This is a genomic window from Mesorhizobium sp. B3-1-6 (assembly GCF_006439555.1).
Taxonomy (GTDB): Bacteria; Pseudomonadota; Alphaproteobacteria; order Rhizobiales; family Rhizobiaceae; genus Mesorhizobium.
Genome location: NZ_VFTM01000028.1, coordinates 41,638 through 57,450, shown reverse-complemented (window position 1 = coordinate 57,450; position 15,813 = coordinate 41,638). Strand labels below are relative to the sequence as shown.

General features: G+C 62.0%; 17 protein-coding genes and 1 tRNA gene. 7 read left to right on the top strand and 11 right to left on the bottom strand.

Translation table 11 applies throughout. The features are described 5' to 3' along the window. Nucleotides 1-7: 7 nt before the first annotated feature. Entirely contained in the window at nucleotides 8-517 is a 510-nt protein-coding gene (locus FJ414_RS23235) for a hypothetical protein (protein WP_246672485.1), read from the bottom strand. A gap of 194 nt (nucleotides 518-711) precedes the next feature. Next, nucleotides 712-2,196, bottom strand: coding sequence for a trigger factor (gene tig / locus FJ414_RS23230; protein ID WP_140646722.1), 1,485 nt, complete (start codon nucleotides 2,194-2,196; stop codon nucleotides 712-714). A 441-nt stretch (nucleotides 2,197-2,637) separates the two neighbouring features. Here tig and FJ414_RS23225 point away from each other — a divergent pair. Both FJ414_RS23225 and FJ414_RS23220 read left to right on the top strand, forming a co-directional pair. Continuing rightward, a tRNA-Leu gene (locus FJ414_RS23225) sits at nucleotides 2,638-2,722 on the top strand. A gap of 332 nt (nucleotides 2,723-3,054) precedes the next feature. Then, entirely contained in the window at nucleotides 3,055-3,987 is a 933-nt protein-coding gene (locus tag FJ414_RS23220; protein ID WP_140646721.1) for a hypothetical protein, read from the top strand. A gap of 47 nt (nucleotides 3,988-4,034) precedes the next feature. Here FJ414_RS23220 and FJ414_RS23215 read toward each other — a convergent pair whose 3' ends face one another. After that, nucleotides 4,035-4,616 (bottom strand): GDYXXLXY domain-containing protein, encoded by a 582-nt coding sequence (locus FJ414_RS23215; protein WP_140646720.1) that lies wholly within the window; start codon nucleotides 4,614-4,616, stop codon nucleotides 4,035-4,037. After that, complete coding sequence (locus FJ414_RS23210) at nucleotides 4,613-5,731, bottom strand: DUF2157 domain-containing protein (protein ID WP_140646719.1); 1,119 nt, start codon at nucleotides 5,729-5,731, stop codon at nucleotides 4,613-4,615. Before FJ414_RS23210 ends, FJ414_RS23215 begins: the two co-directional genes overlap by 4 nt. 234 nt (nucleotides 5,732-5,965) lie before the next feature. Here FJ414_RS23210 and FJ414_RS23205 point away from each other — a divergent pair, with 234 nt between their 5' ends. The 5 genes from FJ414_RS23205 (at nucleotide 5,966) to FJ414_RS23185 (ending at nucleotide 8,788) form a co-directional block, all read left to right on the top strand. Next, on the top strand, nucleotides 5,966-6,106 hold the full coding sequence (locus FJ414_RS23205) for a DUF1127 domain-containing protein (protein ID WP_095765031.1): 141 nt from the start codon (nucleotides 5,966-5,968) through the stop codon (nucleotides 6,104-6,106). A gap of 51 nt (nucleotides 6,107-6,157) precedes the next feature. Beyond that, nucleotides 6,158-6,298, top strand: coding sequence for a DUF1127 domain-containing protein (locus tag FJ414_RS23200; protein WP_084508100.1), 141 nt, complete (start codon nucleotides 6,158-6,160; stop codon nucleotides 6,296-6,298). A gap of 402 nt (nucleotides 6,299-6,700) precedes the next feature. After that, nucleotides 6,701-8,110 carry a methylenetetrahydrofolate--tRNA-(uracil(54)-C(5))-methyltransferase (FADH(2)-oxidizing) TrmFO gene (gene trmFO, locus FJ414_RS23195; RefSeq protein ID WP_140646718.1) on the top strand — a complete coding sequence of 470 codons (1,410 nt, stop codon included), beginning with the start codon at nucleotides 6,701-6,703 and terminating at the stop codon, nucleotides 8,108-8,110. 71 nt (nucleotides 8,111-8,181) lie between these two features. Beyond that, nucleotides 8,182-8,472, top strand: a complete 291-nt coding sequence (locus tag FJ414_RS23190; protein WP_140646717.1) for a type II toxin-antitoxin system ParD family antitoxin — start codon at nucleotides 8,182-8,184, stop codon at nucleotides 8,470-8,472. Further along, on the top strand, nucleotides 8,456-8,788 hold the full coding sequence (locus tag FJ414_RS23185) for a type II toxin-antitoxin system RelE/ParE family toxin (RefSeq protein ID WP_181181690.1): 333 nt from the start codon (nucleotides 8,456-8,458) through the stop codon (nucleotides 8,786-8,788). The genes FJ414_RS23190 and FJ414_RS23185 overlap by 17 nt, the downstream gene beginning before the upstream one ends. 7 nt (nucleotides 8,789-8,795) lie before the next feature. Here the strand turns inward: FJ414_RS23185 and FJ414_RS23180 are convergent, their stop codons facing one another. The 7 genes from FJ414_RS23180 to yajC form a co-directional block, all read right to left on the bottom strand. Beyond that, complete coding sequence (locus FJ414_RS23180; RefSeq protein WP_181181689.1) at nucleotides 8,796-9,746, bottom strand: sterol desaturase family protein; 951 nt, start codon at nucleotides 9,744-9,746, stop codon at nucleotides 8,796-8,798. Continuing rightward, nucleotides 9,746-10,171: a hypothetical protein gene (locus FJ414_RS23175; protein WP_140646715.1), complete on the bottom strand. Its 426-nt coding sequence runs from the start codon at nucleotides 10,169-10,171 to the stop codon at nucleotides 9,746-9,748. Before FJ414_RS23175 ends, FJ414_RS23180 begins: the two co-directional genes overlap by 1 nt. 82 nt (nucleotides 10,172-10,253) lie before the next feature. Further along, nucleotides 10,254-11,120 carry a phytoene/squalene synthase family protein gene (locus tag FJ414_RS23170; RefSeq protein ID WP_246672482.1) on the bottom strand — a complete coding sequence of 289 codons (867 nt, stop codon included), beginning with the start codon at nucleotides 11,118-11,120 and terminating at the stop codon, nucleotides 10,254-10,256. Further along, nucleotides 11,121-11,510: an Mth938-like domain-containing protein gene (locus tag FJ414_RS23165; RefSeq protein ID WP_140646714.1), complete on the bottom strand. Its 390-nt coding sequence runs from the start codon at nucleotides 11,508-11,510 to the stop codon at nucleotides 11,121-11,123. It abuts the gene before it with no gap. Between the two features lie 125 nt (nucleotides 11,511-11,635). Further along, nucleotides 11,636-14,185 carry a protein translocase subunit SecDF gene (gene secDF, locus FJ414_RS23160; protein WP_140646713.1) on the bottom strand — a complete coding sequence of 850 codons (2,550 nt, stop codon included), beginning with the start codon at nucleotides 14,183-14,185 and terminating at the stop codon, nucleotides 11,636-11,638. An 89-nt stretch (nucleotides 14,186-14,274) separates the two neighbouring features. Continuing rightward, nucleotides 14,275-15,288, bottom strand: a complete 1,014-nt coding sequence (locus FJ414_RS23155; RefSeq protein ID WP_140646712.1) for a hypothetical protein — start codon at nucleotides 15,286-15,288, stop codon at nucleotides 14,275-14,277. 52 nt (nucleotides 15,289-15,340) lie between these two features. Beyond that, nucleotides 15,341-15,679 (bottom strand): preprotein translocase subunit YajC, encoded by a 339-nt coding sequence (yajC, locus tag FJ414_RS23150; protein WP_095765024.1) that lies wholly within the window; start codon nucleotides 15,677-15,679, stop codon nucleotides 15,341-15,343. Between the last annotated feature and the right edge of the window lie 134 nt (nucleotides 15,680-15,813).

The window sequence follows — 15,813 nt, the reverse complement described above, 5'->3', positions numbered from 1 at the left end:
GGTGGGATCAGGGCGGATCGGTTTTGCAGCTTGCCGCGATCTGTCCGATCGCTTCGGAGAGGCCCGCGAGTTCGAAATCGGCCTCGCCGCGTCCGGACAGGAGGCCGAAGCGCCACGACAGCGTCAGCCGGTTCGCTGAAGCCAGACGCTTGATGCCGTCGTTCCCGTCCCTGACCAGCTGTCTGCCGCGCGGGCCGACCGACCAGCTTTCATCGGTTTTGCCGCCGCCGTCGACCACGACGGAGATGGTGATCTTGCGGCTGGCGGAAACGGCATCGTTGAGCTGCAGCCATTCGCTCCAGCGCGGTTCGCCACCGGGCCGGCAAGCAAGGGTCAGCACCGGGCTGTAACCCAAGGCCCCGCCGCCGGTGATCAGCTTGTTGCTGGCATGCAGCGATGCCGTGATCTGGCCGTCGTCGCCGGCGCCAACGCTCCAGTTGCCGAGATCCGGCTCGGCCCGGGCGACACCTGCGGCCGCGGCAAACAAGAGCGCCGCGGCGACGACCACGTCCCTCATCATGAACCCCAGCCTCACCAATGCCTCCAAACAGCCACGGATGCGATGAAGCGCAGATAATGTTCAACGCTCCGTATCGCCAGCGGTGGGCCATCAAGACAAGTTGTCAGTGTTGCCGCGCCGCCACAATGAGTACCTCACAACGAAAAAGGCCGCCCGGAGGCGGCCTTTCGAAATCGATGGATTGGAAGCTGTTACTCGGCTTCCTTGGCGGTTTTCTTTTTCGGCGCGGCCTTCTTCTTCGGCTCTTCCGCCTCGTCGGCGGCTTCGCCCTCCTTTGCCTCGGCCTTCTTCGAAGAGGCCTTCTTGGCCGGCTTCGCCTTGGTCGCGGTCTCGGCCTCCTCGTCGTCGGCCATCAGCTCGTCCTTGCCGACCTTGACGTCGTCGACCGAGATCTGGCCGAGCAGGTAGTCGACGACCTTCTCCTCGAACATCGGCGCGCGCAGCGCGTTGATGGCTTCCGGGTTGCTGCGATAATACTCGAAGGCTTCCTGCTGCTGGTTTGCCGGGAAGCGGCGCACCTGCTCGAACAGGCCGCGCTGCAGTTCCTCGTCCGACACGGTGACGCCGGCCTTCTCGCCGATCTCGGCGAGCACGAGGCCAAGGCGCACGCGACGCTCGGCAAGACGCATATATTCGGCGCGCGCCTCTTCTTCCGTCGTCTCCTCGTCGGCGAAGGTCCGGCCGGCGGCTTCGAGGTCGCGGTTGACCTGGGCCCAGATGTTGTTGAACTCGGCCTCGACGAGCTTGGAGGGCGCTTCGAACGAGTAGGACGCGTCGAGCTGGTCGAGCAGCTGGCGCTTCACCTTCTGGCGGGTCATCGAGCCGAACTGGTTCTCGATCTGGCCGCGCACGATCTCGCGCAGGCGCTCCAGCGATTCCAGGCCGAGATTCTTGGCCGTCTCGTCATTGACCTCGAGCGCGCCGGGCGCCGACACCTCCTTGACGGTGACGTCGAAGGTGGCTTCCTTGCCGGCCAGATGCGCCGCCTGGTAGTTTTCCGGGAACGTGACGGTGACCTGTTTCTCGTCGCCGGCCTTCGCGCCGATCAGCTGGTCCTCGAAGCCGGGGATGAACTCCTTTGAGCCGAGCACCAGCGGCTGGTCGGTGCCGGCGCCGCCGGCGAAAGCCTCGCCGTCGATCTTGCCGACATAGTCGATGCTCACACGGTCGCCCTCGGCGGCCTTGCCGGTCTTCGGCTCGTAGCTGCGCGCCGATTCCGCAACGCGCTTGACCTGGTCGTCGACTTCCGATTCCGGCACGTCATAGACTTGACGCGTCACCTTGATGTCGGAGAAATTCTTGATCTCGATCGGCGGGATGACTTCGTAGTTGAGGCTGAATTCGAAATCGGCGCCGCCGGCCAGGATCTTCTCGGCCTCTTTCTCGTCCTCGGTCATGATCACTTCGGGCTGCATGGCGGCCTTTTCGCCGCGCCCCGAAATGATCGAACGGGTCGAGTCGTTGAGGATCTCGTTGACGACCTCGGCCATGAACGACTTGCCGTACATTTTGCGCAGGTGCTGCACCGGCACCTTGCCCGGGCGGAAGCCGTTGATGCGCACCTTGTCGCGGGCGTCGGTCAGCCGCGCCATCAGCTTGGCTTCCATGTCACCGGCCGGCACGGTGATCTTGATCTCGCGCTTGAGACCGGAGTTGAGCGTTTCGGTGACCTGCATCCTAGAACCTTTGTTTTCAACAATGAGACTGCCAAACGGTTCTTAGCCGTTTACAGCCTGCCGGTATGATCTTGCCGGAAATGGCTTTTGGGACGGAACCTGGCGATTTGACCGCTAATGCGGTTCAAATCCTCCTGAACTGCGCCTTGCCAAATGCGAATAAGTTCTTGTTTTTACTATAACTTTTCGCACCTTGCAGAGGCGGAAATTCACATTCCGTCACATTCGACACGCCTTTTGTCACAGGCTAGGCTAATTTTCAACCATCTTCGCTTCAATGCATGCCGCCCAAAAGTGCGCGGCGGTTTTGGGCGAAAGGCATGCATCAAAAGACTTAAAGCGCGTCACCTGAATCCATTTCGACGCGACGCGCTTTAACGGATAGCATGACTTGGGCGCCGACATTGACAGAATGATGGCTACATGGGATTGCCGGGGAAAGCGGATGTGGCGGAATTGGTAGACGCCCTGGATTTAGGTTCCAGTGCCGAAAGGCGTGGGGGTTCGAGTCCCTTCATCCGCACCATCCTTCGCTCTTCGAGCTTCGGATGGCAGGCCACCACCTGAGGCTCGAAGAGCCGAAGGTATCCTCCGAAGCCTTGTCGAAGGAGGACCGGCGCCATCTCCTGGCGGCGCACGCAAGGCCCTCACGCTCTCGGAGACAACCCCGCTTTGCTCATCCAGATGCACTTGAAATAGCCCTTTAACCGGTTCTTACTTGCAATAGGCGGGTCGGGGCTCTGTCAGATTGTGCGTGTAATTTCTCTAGTCCTGGGGGTTGGGTCAGCTCTCGCGGCAGCAGCGTCTCAGGTTGAGGCGTTGGAGTACACTCCTGCTTCTCTTCCGGGTCAGCGGCCAATGCTCATTGTCTCCGGTGAGTTTGGCGCCAATGAGTCCTTGAACGGCTTCAGCCGCGCGGTTGTGAGCAGCGGGGCCAAGGTGATTGTATTCAACTCCCCTGGTGGCAATGTGGGCGGTGCTATTCGGTTGGGGCGTATGATCCGCGCAGCAGGTTTGGATACGCTTCAGGTTAGCCAATTGCAGTGCGCTTCAGCCTGCTCACTGGCCTTCCTGGGTGGCATACACCGTGTTGCCGAACCAAGTTCTATCGGCATTCACCGGGCGTTTCTCAAACCGGCTGACAGGATGTCCACCGAAGAAGCGAAGGCCCGCGTCCAGCTCGGAACGGCTGCAATCACATCCTATGTGGTCGAGATGGGAGTGGACCCCAAGCTGATAGAATTGGGTTCGAGCTATGGCAAGCATGACATAAGGTATCTATCGGCCAGCGAAATGGCTGAGTTGCGTGTGACCAATGCCGCAGCGAACCAATCGCCGGCAGATATTTCACAGGTGTTAACGAGGCCAAATCCTGCGCCCGTGTCCGCTCCTGCACCAGACGCCAGGCAACTGCCGGAAAGCATTGCGGTCGCCTTCGTCAGGGATCTCATCGAGCATCATGGCGACAACGACGATTTCGCTCTTGCCCAAGTTCAGGCGTCCTACGCTCCCAAGGTCGATTATTATGGCAGGCTGACGAACTTGAGGTCGATCATTGACAACAAGAGGAACTATTACCGGCGATGGCCTGAACGCGGATATAGCGTCCGCAATGACAGCATCGTGGTCACCTGCACTAAGGATCGCTGCATGGTCTCGGGCGTCTACGACTGGGCTGTGCGCAGCCCCTCGAAACACAAGCAGGAAAAAGGCGCAGCAAACTTTAGCTATACGATTTCGATCGGTCCCTATCCCAAAATTATCGCAGAGACAGGGAGTGTCCAGCGATAACCGGACCACCGATAGCGCGGACACTGACCTCAAGCCCTCTATACACTCTAATAAAGCGGCTCCTCGAACAGCGTCTTGTCGCCGTCCATCAGCGCCTTGATCTGTGTCGTGCCGTCGGACGCGAGCGCGAGCTTGATGCCGAACGGCCGCACACGCATATCGTCCTGGATAGCCACTCCTTCGCCTTCCGGTAGATAGAAGCGGTCGATCCCATAGTCGGGCGCGATCGTCGCTTCCGGATCACGAAGGTCCCAGCCCTCCGCGACGCGTCCGCCAATGTTGGCTTCGTCCGGGCCGGCAGGCGCCGGCGCCCGGCCGAACCACGCCGCGGCTGGCTGCCAATAACCGTCGGCGCCCTTTTTCAGCCGGACCACGATCGATGTGTCATCGCTGGAGAACTTGCCTTGCGGGACATTGGCGATCAGCTTCACCGGGATGCGTGAAATGTTGTTGTTGAGCGAGATATAGTCGCCGCGCAGGAGATCGCGCGGATCGACGGGTTGGACTTTCAGGAGCACTTCCTTGCCGTTGCGCAGGATCGCGGCCCGGCCGGCGATGATCCAACTGAGGAAGCCGATCTGGACGAGCGCCAGCACCAGCGCCGAGATGATGAGTTTGTTGCCGGTCATGCGGCTGCTCCTGTCTCGGCGGGCGCTCTCATGCGCTTCTCGATGCGGATGATGATCAGCGCCAGTATGCCGAGCAGCACGGCAGCCGCCAGGAAGAAGCCGGCCGTATCCAGCATCGACCGCAAGGTGACGCCATAGATAATGGCGAGTTCGAAGGCGAAGCCGGCATAGGCCAGCCAGCGCAGGCCCCTGCTCTCGCGGCCGGCCAGCATGATCGCCGCCACGATGCCGGCAAGCGCCACGATCGAGGCGACGGCGAAACCATTGTTGTAAGTGCTTTCATCCGCCAGCTCGAACTGGACGATCGCCATGCCGGTGAGGAAGCCGAACAAGGCGTGCAAGGGCAACCGGCCGCCCAGCTGAAGGATCCTGTCGATCGGATCGCCCGTAAAGACCGAAGCGGCAAACAGCAGCGCCGATATGACGGCCAGCGAAACCGCCACCGGCAGCGTGTCGTGATCCGTCGCCAGCAAAACCAGATAGAAAATGACAGACAGAATGATGAGGTGGCGCGCGGCCCGGCTGCGCGTCCAGAACGAAATGGCGAACAGCACGACCGCCATGACGATGAAGAGATGCGGGATCTCCGCGCGCCAGTAGAAGCCGAACCCCTTGAGGACCAGCCAGGCGTCGGCGATGCCGACCGCCGCCACGGTCAGCGGATTGGAACGCAGCGCCACCGCCGCCAGCGCCGTGCCGGCGCACCATGTCAACAGCGCCGAGGCCTCGTCGCCCGAGAGGTGGTACATCTGGCCGATGAGTGCGATCGAGCCGCCGAAGGCGGCGGCGGCGACGATCCACAGCGCCTCGCCGACCGCGGCATGGTCGCGCGTCTTCAGCACCGCGCCGCCGACATAGCCTGCGAGGATGACGGCAAACAGGGCCGCCACGCGAACGAGCCGCGGGATGGCCTCCCAGTTGGCGGCGACGAAAATCAGGATCGCTGCGCCGAACAAAAGCGCCGCCATCATCGCCAGGATGGAGCCGAAACTCAGTGACGCCCGCTCGTTGGCGGCGACGTCGCGTGTCAATGCCTCCGCCGTGGCGGGATCGATCAGCCCGGCCTCCCGCCATCGCGCGATATCCGCCCTAACCTGTGTTGCATAGCCCGCCATGCTTTCCCCCGAAGCCTGGTCATTTCCTTAGCCGGAACAGCCAAGCCGTTGACGCGGCGGCATTTTCCGATTCGGCCTTCTTTGTGACGCAGGCGTGAATGGCCGTTAATGTTGCATTGCACAATTTGCATTGCTGCCATGCGCCAACGGCACTTTTAAACCGATATGATCCCACCTATTTTCTGTTCGTACGCAAACGGAATGATCCGAACCAAAGACGAAACGAGAAGTACCATGAACCTGATCCGCAACTACCGCAACTGGCGCCGCTACCGGGACACCGTCTCCGAGCTGAACCGCCTGTCGAACCGTGAACTGACCGACCTCGGCATCAGCCGCAGCGACATCCACTACGTCGCCCGCAAGGCGGTCTAATCCGCTTCGGACCGCAAATGGTCCGAACCAGTTTTGAAGAGAGTTAAGACAATGAACCTGATCCGCAGCTATCGTAACTGGCGCGTCTATCGCGACACCGTTACTGAGCTGGGTCGGCTTTCGAACCGCCAGCTCCACGATCTCGGCATCGTTCGCGACGAGATCAAGATGGTCGCCCGCAAGGCGATCTAAGGAATTTCGCCAGGGTCGACCTCCTCCCCGACCCTGACGGATACGGTCAACCTTCACCTCCTCCCGAGGGTTGACCACTGAAACGGCGCCCGCCGGACCTCCTCCCCCGGCGGGCGTTGTTCCCGAAGCGAACGTAGTTCGTCTTCGAAGGTTTCGCCCCTTCTCAAAGGCGAAAAGAATTTTCGTCCTCAAGGGCGATAAGGAATTTCGTCAAAGCCGACCTCCTCCCCGGCAATGGCGAATAAGGTCGATCTTCACCTCCTCCCGAGGATCGACCCCCAAAACGACACCCGCCGGACCTCCTCCCCCGGCGGGTGTTGTTGTTTTCGGCGCAGGCTTCTGACTTCGCCCGTTGCCGGCCGGCAATTGCAATCGTGCCGCCAAGCGACTATTGCGGCGCTCATGAGCAAAAATCCCGTACATGTCATTGGCGGCGGCCTCGCCGGTTCCGAGGCTGCATGGCAGATCGCTGAGGCCGGCGTTCCGGTCGTGCTGCATGAAATGCGCCCGGTGCGCGGCACCGACGCCCACAAGACCGACAGTCTGGCCGAGCTCGTCTGCTCGAACTCCTTCCGCTCCGACGACGCCGAAAACAATGCGGTCGGCCTGCTGCATGCCGAAATGCGGCTTGCCGGCTCGCTGATCATGAGCGCCGGCGACGCCAACCAGGTTCCGGCCGGCGGTGCGCTGGCGGTCGACCGCGACGGCTTTTCCGATGCGGTCACCGCGAAGATCGAGGCGCATCCGCTGATCGCCATCCAGCGCGAGGAAGTGCCGGGACTGCCGCCCAAGGATTGGGACCAGGCGATCATCGCCACCGGCCCGCTGACGGCGCCTTCGCTGGCGCAGTCGATCGCCGAGGCGACCGGCGCCGATGCGCTCGCTTTCTTCGACGCGATCGCGCCGATCGTGCATTTCGACACGATCGACATGAACACGGCCTGGTTCCAGTCGCGCTACGACAAGGTCGGCCCCGGCGGCACCGGCAAGGACTACATCAACTGCCCGATGGACAAGGACCAGTATCTCGCCTTCGTCCAGGCGCTGCTCGACGGCCAAAAGACCGAGTTCAAAGAGTGGGAAGGCACGCCCTATTTCGACGGCTGCCTGCCGATCGAGGTGATGGCCGAGCGCGGTGTCGAGACCCTGCGCTACGGGCCGATGAAGCCGATGGGGCTGACCAACGTCCACAACCCGACGGTCAAGGCCTATGCGGTGGTGCAGCTTCGCCAGGACAATGCGCTGGGCACGCTCTACAACATGGTCGGCTTCCAGACCAAGCTGAAGCATGCCGAGCAGGTGCGCATCTTCCGCACCATCCCCGGCCTTGAAAACGCGGACTTCGCGCGTCTCGGCGGCCTGCACCGCAACACCTACATCAACTCGCCGACGCTGCTCGATCCGTCGCTGCAGCTCAAATCGCGTCCGGGCCTGCGCTTTGCCGGCCAGATCACCGGCTGCGAAGGCTATGTCGAAAGCGCCGCCATCGGCCTGCTCGCCGGCCGCTTCGCCGCCGCCGAACGGCTTGGCCAGATGCCCGCCCTGCCGCCGCCGACCACCGCCTTCGGCGCACTGCTCAACCACATCACCGGCGGCCACATCGTCTCGGACGACGAGCCCGGCAAACGCTCCTTCCAGCCGATGAACGTCAATTTCGGCCTGTTTCCACCCGTGGAAGCAACGAAGACCGAAGGCAAGCGTCTGCGCGGCAAGGACAAGACCGTCGCCAAAAGGCACGCCATCACCTCCCGCGCCCTGGCTGAATGCAGGGCATGGTTGGGGCTGCCGGGCAGAGCTGAGGCAGCCGAATAAGCTTTTCTCTCCCACTGGCCATGCATATAAAGTAGGATATCATCCCACTTTATATACATGGAGCGATGTCAATGGAATCTGCCGAGAAACTATCCATCACCGTAACGCCTGCCATGGCGCGCATGATCCGCGAGAAAGTCGAGGACGGGTCTTTCGGCTCGGCCAGCGAAGTCGTCCGCGCAGCGCTCCGCGCCTTCCAGCGCGAAGAGGAAGAACATGCCGAGCGAATGGCATCGATCCGGGCGCGGGTGAAGGCTTCGATCGAGGACAAGAGGCCGAACCTTTCAGGAGAACAGGTGCGCGCTCATCTTCAAGGGCTGTTTGCCGAGTATTCGAGCCCCGACGATGATTCAGCGGCTTGAAGTCGAATACAGCCAAAGCGCGAGAGATGATCTCGCTAATATTTTCAGACACATAGTCGAGGCTAGCGGAAACCCTCACGTCGCGTTGAAATTCGTTCTGCGCATCGAAGACCGCTGCCAGAACATCGGCAACGCCCCTCGCGGCGGCCGAACTCGCGACGATATCGTACTAGGCTTGCGAACCGTCCCTTTCGAGCATTCTGCCGTCATCATCTACGTTGTCGAAAGCGATGTCGTTCGCATCATCAACATCTTCTACGGCGGTCGCGACTACGAGACATTGATTCGAGACGGTGGGTCGAGCGCTCCATCCTGAAGGGGTCCTACTCCGCCGGCTCGGCACCCATCCCTGGCAATCCGGGCTTTCCTGCCTCTCCCGGATTCCTCCGCACATAAGCCGCCTTCAGCGTCTCGGACGTATCGCGCGAGCCGTCATGGCTCCAGCCCGGCGGCTGGATGAGATAGTTCAACCGCTGGGCAAGCGTCAGCCCCGGCGCAAGCGCATCCTTGAACATGCCGATCCATTCATGGAATGCCACCTTCAGCGGATTGAAGGTGCCGATGTTCTTGACGATGCCGTAGCGCGGCCGGTCCTGCTCCAGTTCCTCGACGAAGGTGCCGAACATGCGATCCCAGATGATCAGCGTGCCGGCATAGTTGGCGTCGAGATAGCGCGGATTGGTGGCGTGATGGACGCGGTGATGCGAGGGCGTGTTGAAGATGAATTCGAACCAGCCCCACATCTTGCCGATCGTCTCGGTATGGATCCAGAACTGCCAGACAAGGTTGAAGCCGAAGACGAAGGCGATCACCGCCGGATGGAAACCGAGCAGCACCAGCGGCGCTTGCAGGATGAAGGTGAAGGTGAATAGCCCTGTCCAGCTTTGCCTCAGCGCCGTCGAGAGATTGTAGTGCTGGCTGGAGTGATGGTTGACGTGCTCGGCCCACACCCAGCGCACCCGGTGCGCGATGCGGTGATAGACATAGTAGCGCAAATCATCGAGCAGGAAGGCGGCCAAAAACACCCAGATCGACGGGCCGAGATTGAAGAAGCGGAACTGCCAAAGCCAGAGCAGCGCCCAGTAGGACACGACGCCGAGCAGCAGTCCGGCGACGACATTGCCCGTTCCCATCATCAGGCTGGTCAGCGTATCGCGCGTTTCGAACGATCCCTTGGCGCGGCCGCTGCGCACCAGCCAGAGCTCGATCAGGATCGCCGCGACGAAGAACGGAATGGCAAGCTGGGTGACCTGCGGGAAATTATACTCATCCATCACGCAGCCTTTCGGATCTGATCACGGCCTTGCAGCGCCGCCGCCACGGCCAGCGCGCCGGCCTCGTCGGCAAAGACGAACGTGCCGCCCTTCCAGGTGAAATCGTTCGACCGCATCGACACCACATTCCCCTCCCTGGCCAGCACCAGAACGTCTCGCGGCCTGACGATGCGCGTCAGAAAACAGTCGCCTATGCTCTGGACGATGCCGCAACGCTGCGGGCCAAGATCGAGAAACGCGGCATGGCTGTCGGCTGTCAGCCGCACGATACTCGGCCTCTCGTCGGGAAAATCCTCGGCAAAGCGTGCGAGCGCCTGATCCGGTCCGGCAAGCATCGCGGTCGTCGTACCGCCGGTGAAGTGCACGGCGGCGACGGACAAGGCGATGCCGAACACGACAAGAACGACCAGGACTGGCAGGCTCATGGAAAGGCTACTCCTCCGGCGGCCCGCATTTCTTCGACGCGAGTCCACATAGACGGAATCCCTAGCATGATTGACGTTTACGTCAAAGGGGCGTCCAGCCCCGCATCGCATGACGCAGGAGCAGCCAATGGCGGCGCAGGGTGGAGAGCGTCGTCGTCGAGCCGAGCGGCGACCCGCCCGCCTTCTCCATCTTGTCGAGATAGGCGCGCGTCAGCGCCAACGGCAGGAAAGCAGGCCGCAGCGCAACAGGAAGCGCCGGCGCGCCTTTCTCGAAGGCGCTGAGATGCTCCCGCGCCAGCGCGATCATAGCAGCGACCGCGCGTTCGGCGCCGGCCCCGCCCTCGCCTTTGACGAACTCTTCCGGCGTCGTGCCGGCGGCCGCCAGGATGTCCGCGGGCACGAAACACTGGCCGCGCCGGCGATGCAGCGGCAGCAGAAGCAGCAGGCCGGTGATGGCCTGAGCGCAACCGGCCCGGCCCGCCAGTTCGGCAAAGCGCGGCGCCACGACCGGATCGAGCGCCATGGCCGCAAGCTGGATCAGCGCAGCGGCCGTTTCGCCGCAATAGCCCTCAAGGTCGGTTCGCGACGGCATCGGATCGTCATAGAGATCGAAGATGCGCGCCTCGAGCATGTTGTCGAAAGCGGATTTCGGCAGATGATTGCCGACGATCGCGGCCTTCAGGGCATCGGCGATCGGATGGCCGGTCTCCTCCGGCCCGTCGGTCGCGATGACGTCGCGCCACCATTGCAGCCTGACCTCACCCGGCAGTGGCTCGTGGATGCGATCGCGCACGCCGGCGATCTCGGCGTTGAAGGCGTAGAGCGCGAGCAGCATGTCGCGCCTGTCCGCCGGCGCGTAGAGCGCCGACAGATACCGGTCATGGTCGGCGGCGCGCACCGCATCCATGACGACGTCGCCATTCTTGGCGATGTTGGACGTGCCGGCCATTCAGTCGACGGCGATCAGCGCTGCGGCCACCGCGCGGTCTTCGGCGAGCAGCACGTTGTAGGTCCGCACCGCCGCCCCGGTCGACATCGGGTCTGCCGAGATCCCGGCCTCCTTGAGAGCGGCGCGCAGCGCCGCCGGCAGCGGCCGCAATTCCTTGCCCATGCCGACCAGCAGGATCTCCACCCTGCCGGCCTCGGCGAACAGCCTGTCGAAATCCGAGGCCTTCAGCGCCAGCGGATCGGCCGGCTCCCAACCATGGATGCCCGACGGCAGGACGAGCAGCGAGCCCCGATGCGACATGTCGGCAAAACGGAAGCCGCCATTGCCATAGGCCTCGATCGGCGCCTTGCCCGGGAAATGCGCCTCGCGGATGATGATGCCTTTGGCCATGGGTCTAGAGCATGATGCCGAAAAGTGTGGAGCGGTTTTCGGACGACATCATGCTCTATCTCTTTGATTTGGAGCCGGATGATTTTCAGGTCGGCTCGACCTGAAATCATCCGGCTCTGACGGCGTCAGGTCGCCACGGCCTTGCCGTTCACCGGCTTCTTCTCTTCTTCGGTCGCGGCCTGCGGCCGCAACCGGAACAGGATCAGCAGCGGCGCGGCGATGAAGATCGACGAATAGGTGCCGAACACCACGCCGAACAGCATTGCCAGCGTGAAGGAGCGGATCACCTCGCCGCCGAACAGCACCAGCGCCAACAGCGCCAGGGATGTGGTGACAGAGGTCAGCGTGGTTCTCGACAGCGTCTCGTTGATGGCGTTGTTCAAGAGCTGCGGCAGCGGCATCTTCTTGTATTTTCGCAGATCCTCGCGCACGCGGTCATAGACGACGATGGTGTCGTTCAGCGAATAGCCGATGATGGTCAGGATCGCCGCCAGCGACGATTGGTTGAACTCAAGTCCTGTCAGGACGAAGAAGCCGATCGTCATCACCACATCGTGCACCGTGGCGACGATGGCGCCGACGGCGAACTGCCATTCGAAGCGGAACCAGACATAGAGCAGGATGCCGGCCAGAGCGATCAGCATGGCGATGGTGCCCTGCTTGGCGAGCTCGCCGGAAACCGTCGGACCCACCACTTCGACGCGGCGGAAATCATACTGGTCCTGCAATTCGCCCCGCACCTTGTCGATGACGGTCTGCTCGGCGTTCTCGCCGGCGTCCTGCGTGCCGACACGGATCAGCACGTCGTTCGGCGCGCCGAACTGCTGCACCTGGATCTCGCCGATGTTGAGCTCGGAGAGCCTGCTGCGGATATCGCCAAGATCGGCATCGCCCTTTTTGGACTGCACCTCGATCAGCGAGCCGCCCTTGAAGTCGATGCCGTAGTTGATGCCAAGTGTCAGGAACCCGACGACCGACAGGATCGACAACGTGCTGGAGAGAGCAAATGTCCAGCGGCGGATGCCCATGAACGGGATCTTCGTGCCCGGCGGAATGAAGGTGACCGGCGCGCGCGGCAATTCCTTCGGACGAGCGCGGCGCAGCCAGATCGACACCAGCATGCGGGTGAAGGTGAAGGCGGTGAAGACCGTCGTCAGAATGCCGATGGCATAGGTGATGGCGAAGCCCTTCACGGGACCGGTGCCCAGAAAGAACAGCACGACGGTCGCGATCAGCGAGGTGACGTTGGAATCGACGATTGTCGCAAGCGCCTTGGAGAAGCCGGTGTCGATCGCCTGGATGACCGAGCGGCCGTTGCGCCGCTCCTCGCGGATGCGTTCATAGATCAGAACGTTGGAGTCCACCGCCATGCCGATGGTGAGCACGATACCGGCGATACCGGGCAAGGTCAGCGTGGCGCCGAGCAGCGACAGCGCGCCGACGATCATCGCCACGTGCACGGCCAAAGCGATATTGGCGATGAAACCGAGGAAACCATAGGCGACGAACATGAAGGCGACGACGAGGATTGAGCCGATCACACCCGCCACCTTGCCGGCGTGGATGGAGTCCTGACCAAGGCCCGGGCCGACGGTACGCTCTTCGATGATGGTCAATTTGGCCGGCAGGGCGCCGGCGCGCAGCAAGACGGCGAGGTCGTTGGCGCTCTCGGCCGTGAAATTGCCGGAGATCTGCCCGCTGCCGCCGAGGATCGGCTCGCGGATCACCGGCGCCGAAATCACCTGGTTGTCGAGCACGATGGCGAATGGCTTGCCGACATTCTGCTGGGTCGCCTGGCCGAACCGCGTCGCGCCGCGGGAATTGAAGGTGAACGAAACCACCGGCTCATTGGTCTGTGAATTATAAGTCGGCGTCGCATTCGACAGGTCTTCGCCCGAGACGATAACGCGGTTCTCGACCAGGTAAGGAACCGGAGGATCGTCCTGCGAATAAAGGATCGAGTCGCCAGCCGGCGGGCGATTCTTCATCGCGTCCTGGACCGGCACCGACGTGTCGACCATCTGGAACGTCAGCTTGGCGGTCTGGCCGATAATGTCCTTGAGCCTTTGCGGATTCTGGAGCCCGGGCACCTGGACCAGGATGCGATCGTCGCCCTGCCGCTGCACGATCGGCTCGGTCGTGCCTAGCGCGTTGACGCGTCGCTCCACCACTTCAATCGCCTGCGAAAGCGCGGTCGAGGTACGATATTTGATGCCGGCATCCGTAACGGTGAACTTCAACAGCCCCGGCTCGGAATCGTCCAGCGCCATCGACTGCACGGAACCACCGGCAAACAGACCGGCCGTGACCGGGTTGGTTATCGGCTTCAGCGCGGTCTTGGCGGCGTCGACCTGGCTCGCATCGTTGATGCGGACCTGCACGGTTCGGCCTGTTCCGCCAAGGCCGGTATATTGGATCTTGGCGTCGCGCAGCAGCGTCCTGATCTCGTCGCGCGTCGTCTGCAGTTGATCCTTGATCAGGTCGTTCTGATCCATCTGCAGCAGGATGTGCGAGCCGCCCTGAAGGTCGAGGCCGAGCGTCATCTGCCGCTTCGGCACCCAGCTCGGCAGTTGCGCCAGCGTGCTTGCCGGGAAAAGGTTGGGCGCGGCGAGGATCACTGTGATGGCCACGGCGAGCCAGATCAGGATCATCTTCAGGCGCGAGAAATAGAGCATTCGTTCTTATCCGTTCAGGCGTACAAGCGGCAGCGTTCCGCCATCGGCTAGATTATCAGCTATGGTTTGCGTTCCAACCACGGTCGGCCCTATCGTGCTTCCTCGACGATTGTCAATCTCGCCGGCAGCGCGCCGGTGCGGAATAACAGGGCAAGCTCCTTGGCGCTGTCGGCCGTGAAATTTCCCGATATCTGCACGGTGCCATGCTCGATGGGTTCACGGATCATAGGTGCCGAAATCACCTGACCGTCCAAAATCACCGCAAATGGCTTGCCGATATTCCGAGTGGTTGCCCACTTGAAACGTTGCGTACCCTTGGAATCGAGCCGGAATGCGACGACAAACTGTTCTGTCGAACTGTCGCGGATCGCTTCCGCGTCCAGAACGCTGTCACCCGACACGAGCACCCGGTCTTCGACCAGATAGGGAACTGGCGGATCATCCAGCGTGTAAAGCACGCTTGAACCGGCAGGCGCCTGGCCGTTGACCGCATCGTTCACAGGCGTCGACGTATCGACCAATTGGAAGCTCAGTCGGCCTTGCCGCTCAAGGGTTTGCGCCAAGCTGTGCAAATCCGCGACGCCTGGCGCCTGAACCAGTATGCCGTCATCCGTCAACTGGACCGCGGGATCGGCCACGCCAAGTTCGTTGAGGCGATTTTTGATGACCTCGATCGACTGTGTGAGCGCGGCATAGGTTCGATACTTCGCGCCGGCATCGGTCATGGTGAACTTCAACAGGCCGCGCTCGCTATCGTCCAGCGCAAACTCCTGGACCGGACCTTCCTTGCCCGCAATGGAATCGATCACCGCCTTGAGTGCCGCTTTGGCGGTCTCGACTTGCGCGGGATCGCCAATGCGCAGTTGAACCGTGAGGCCCGATACGACAAGGCCGCTATAGCTGATCCTGGGTTCGGCGTCGCGAAGCAGCGTCCTGATCTGGTCGCGCATTGCTTCCAGCCGGCGGGTTTTTACCTGGTCGGTATCCAGGCGAAACAAGATATGCGCGCCGGGCACCGCGGCGAGAACATTCGGCGCGCCGAAGGCCATCGAGATCAGGGCAAGCCCGATCAAAATGACCTTCAGGCGCGAAAGATAGACCATATGCCGCCGTTCGTCAGAACCCTGCCCGCGGCCATCACCGCTGGGATTTCGCCTACTTCTTGGCGTTCTGGTTCGCCACCGGTTCGCCCTTGACGCGCACGTCCGAGATCGTCGAGCGCAGCGCGGTCACCTTGGTTCCGCCGCCAAGGTCGATCTCCAGCTCATTGTCGTCGATCACCTTGGTCACCTTGCCGACGAAGCCGCCGCCGGTCACCACCGTGTCGCCGCGGCGCACCGCCGAAAGCATTTCCTGGCGCTTCTTCAGCTGCGCGCGCTGCGGCCGGATGATCAGAAAATACATGATCACGAAAATCAGGACAAACGGCAAAATCGAGATAAGCATGTCTGGCGAAGCGCCGACGCCCTGGGCGTATGCCGGTGTAACGAACATCAAGAAACTCCTGGATGGTGAAATACCGCCGGGGCGGCCCCGCGAAAATTTGGCCGGAATATAGTCGGTAAACTTGCCAATGCAACTGCGCTGCGAGGCCAATCCGTTGCTTTTCCAGCCGTTTGCGGCGTGCT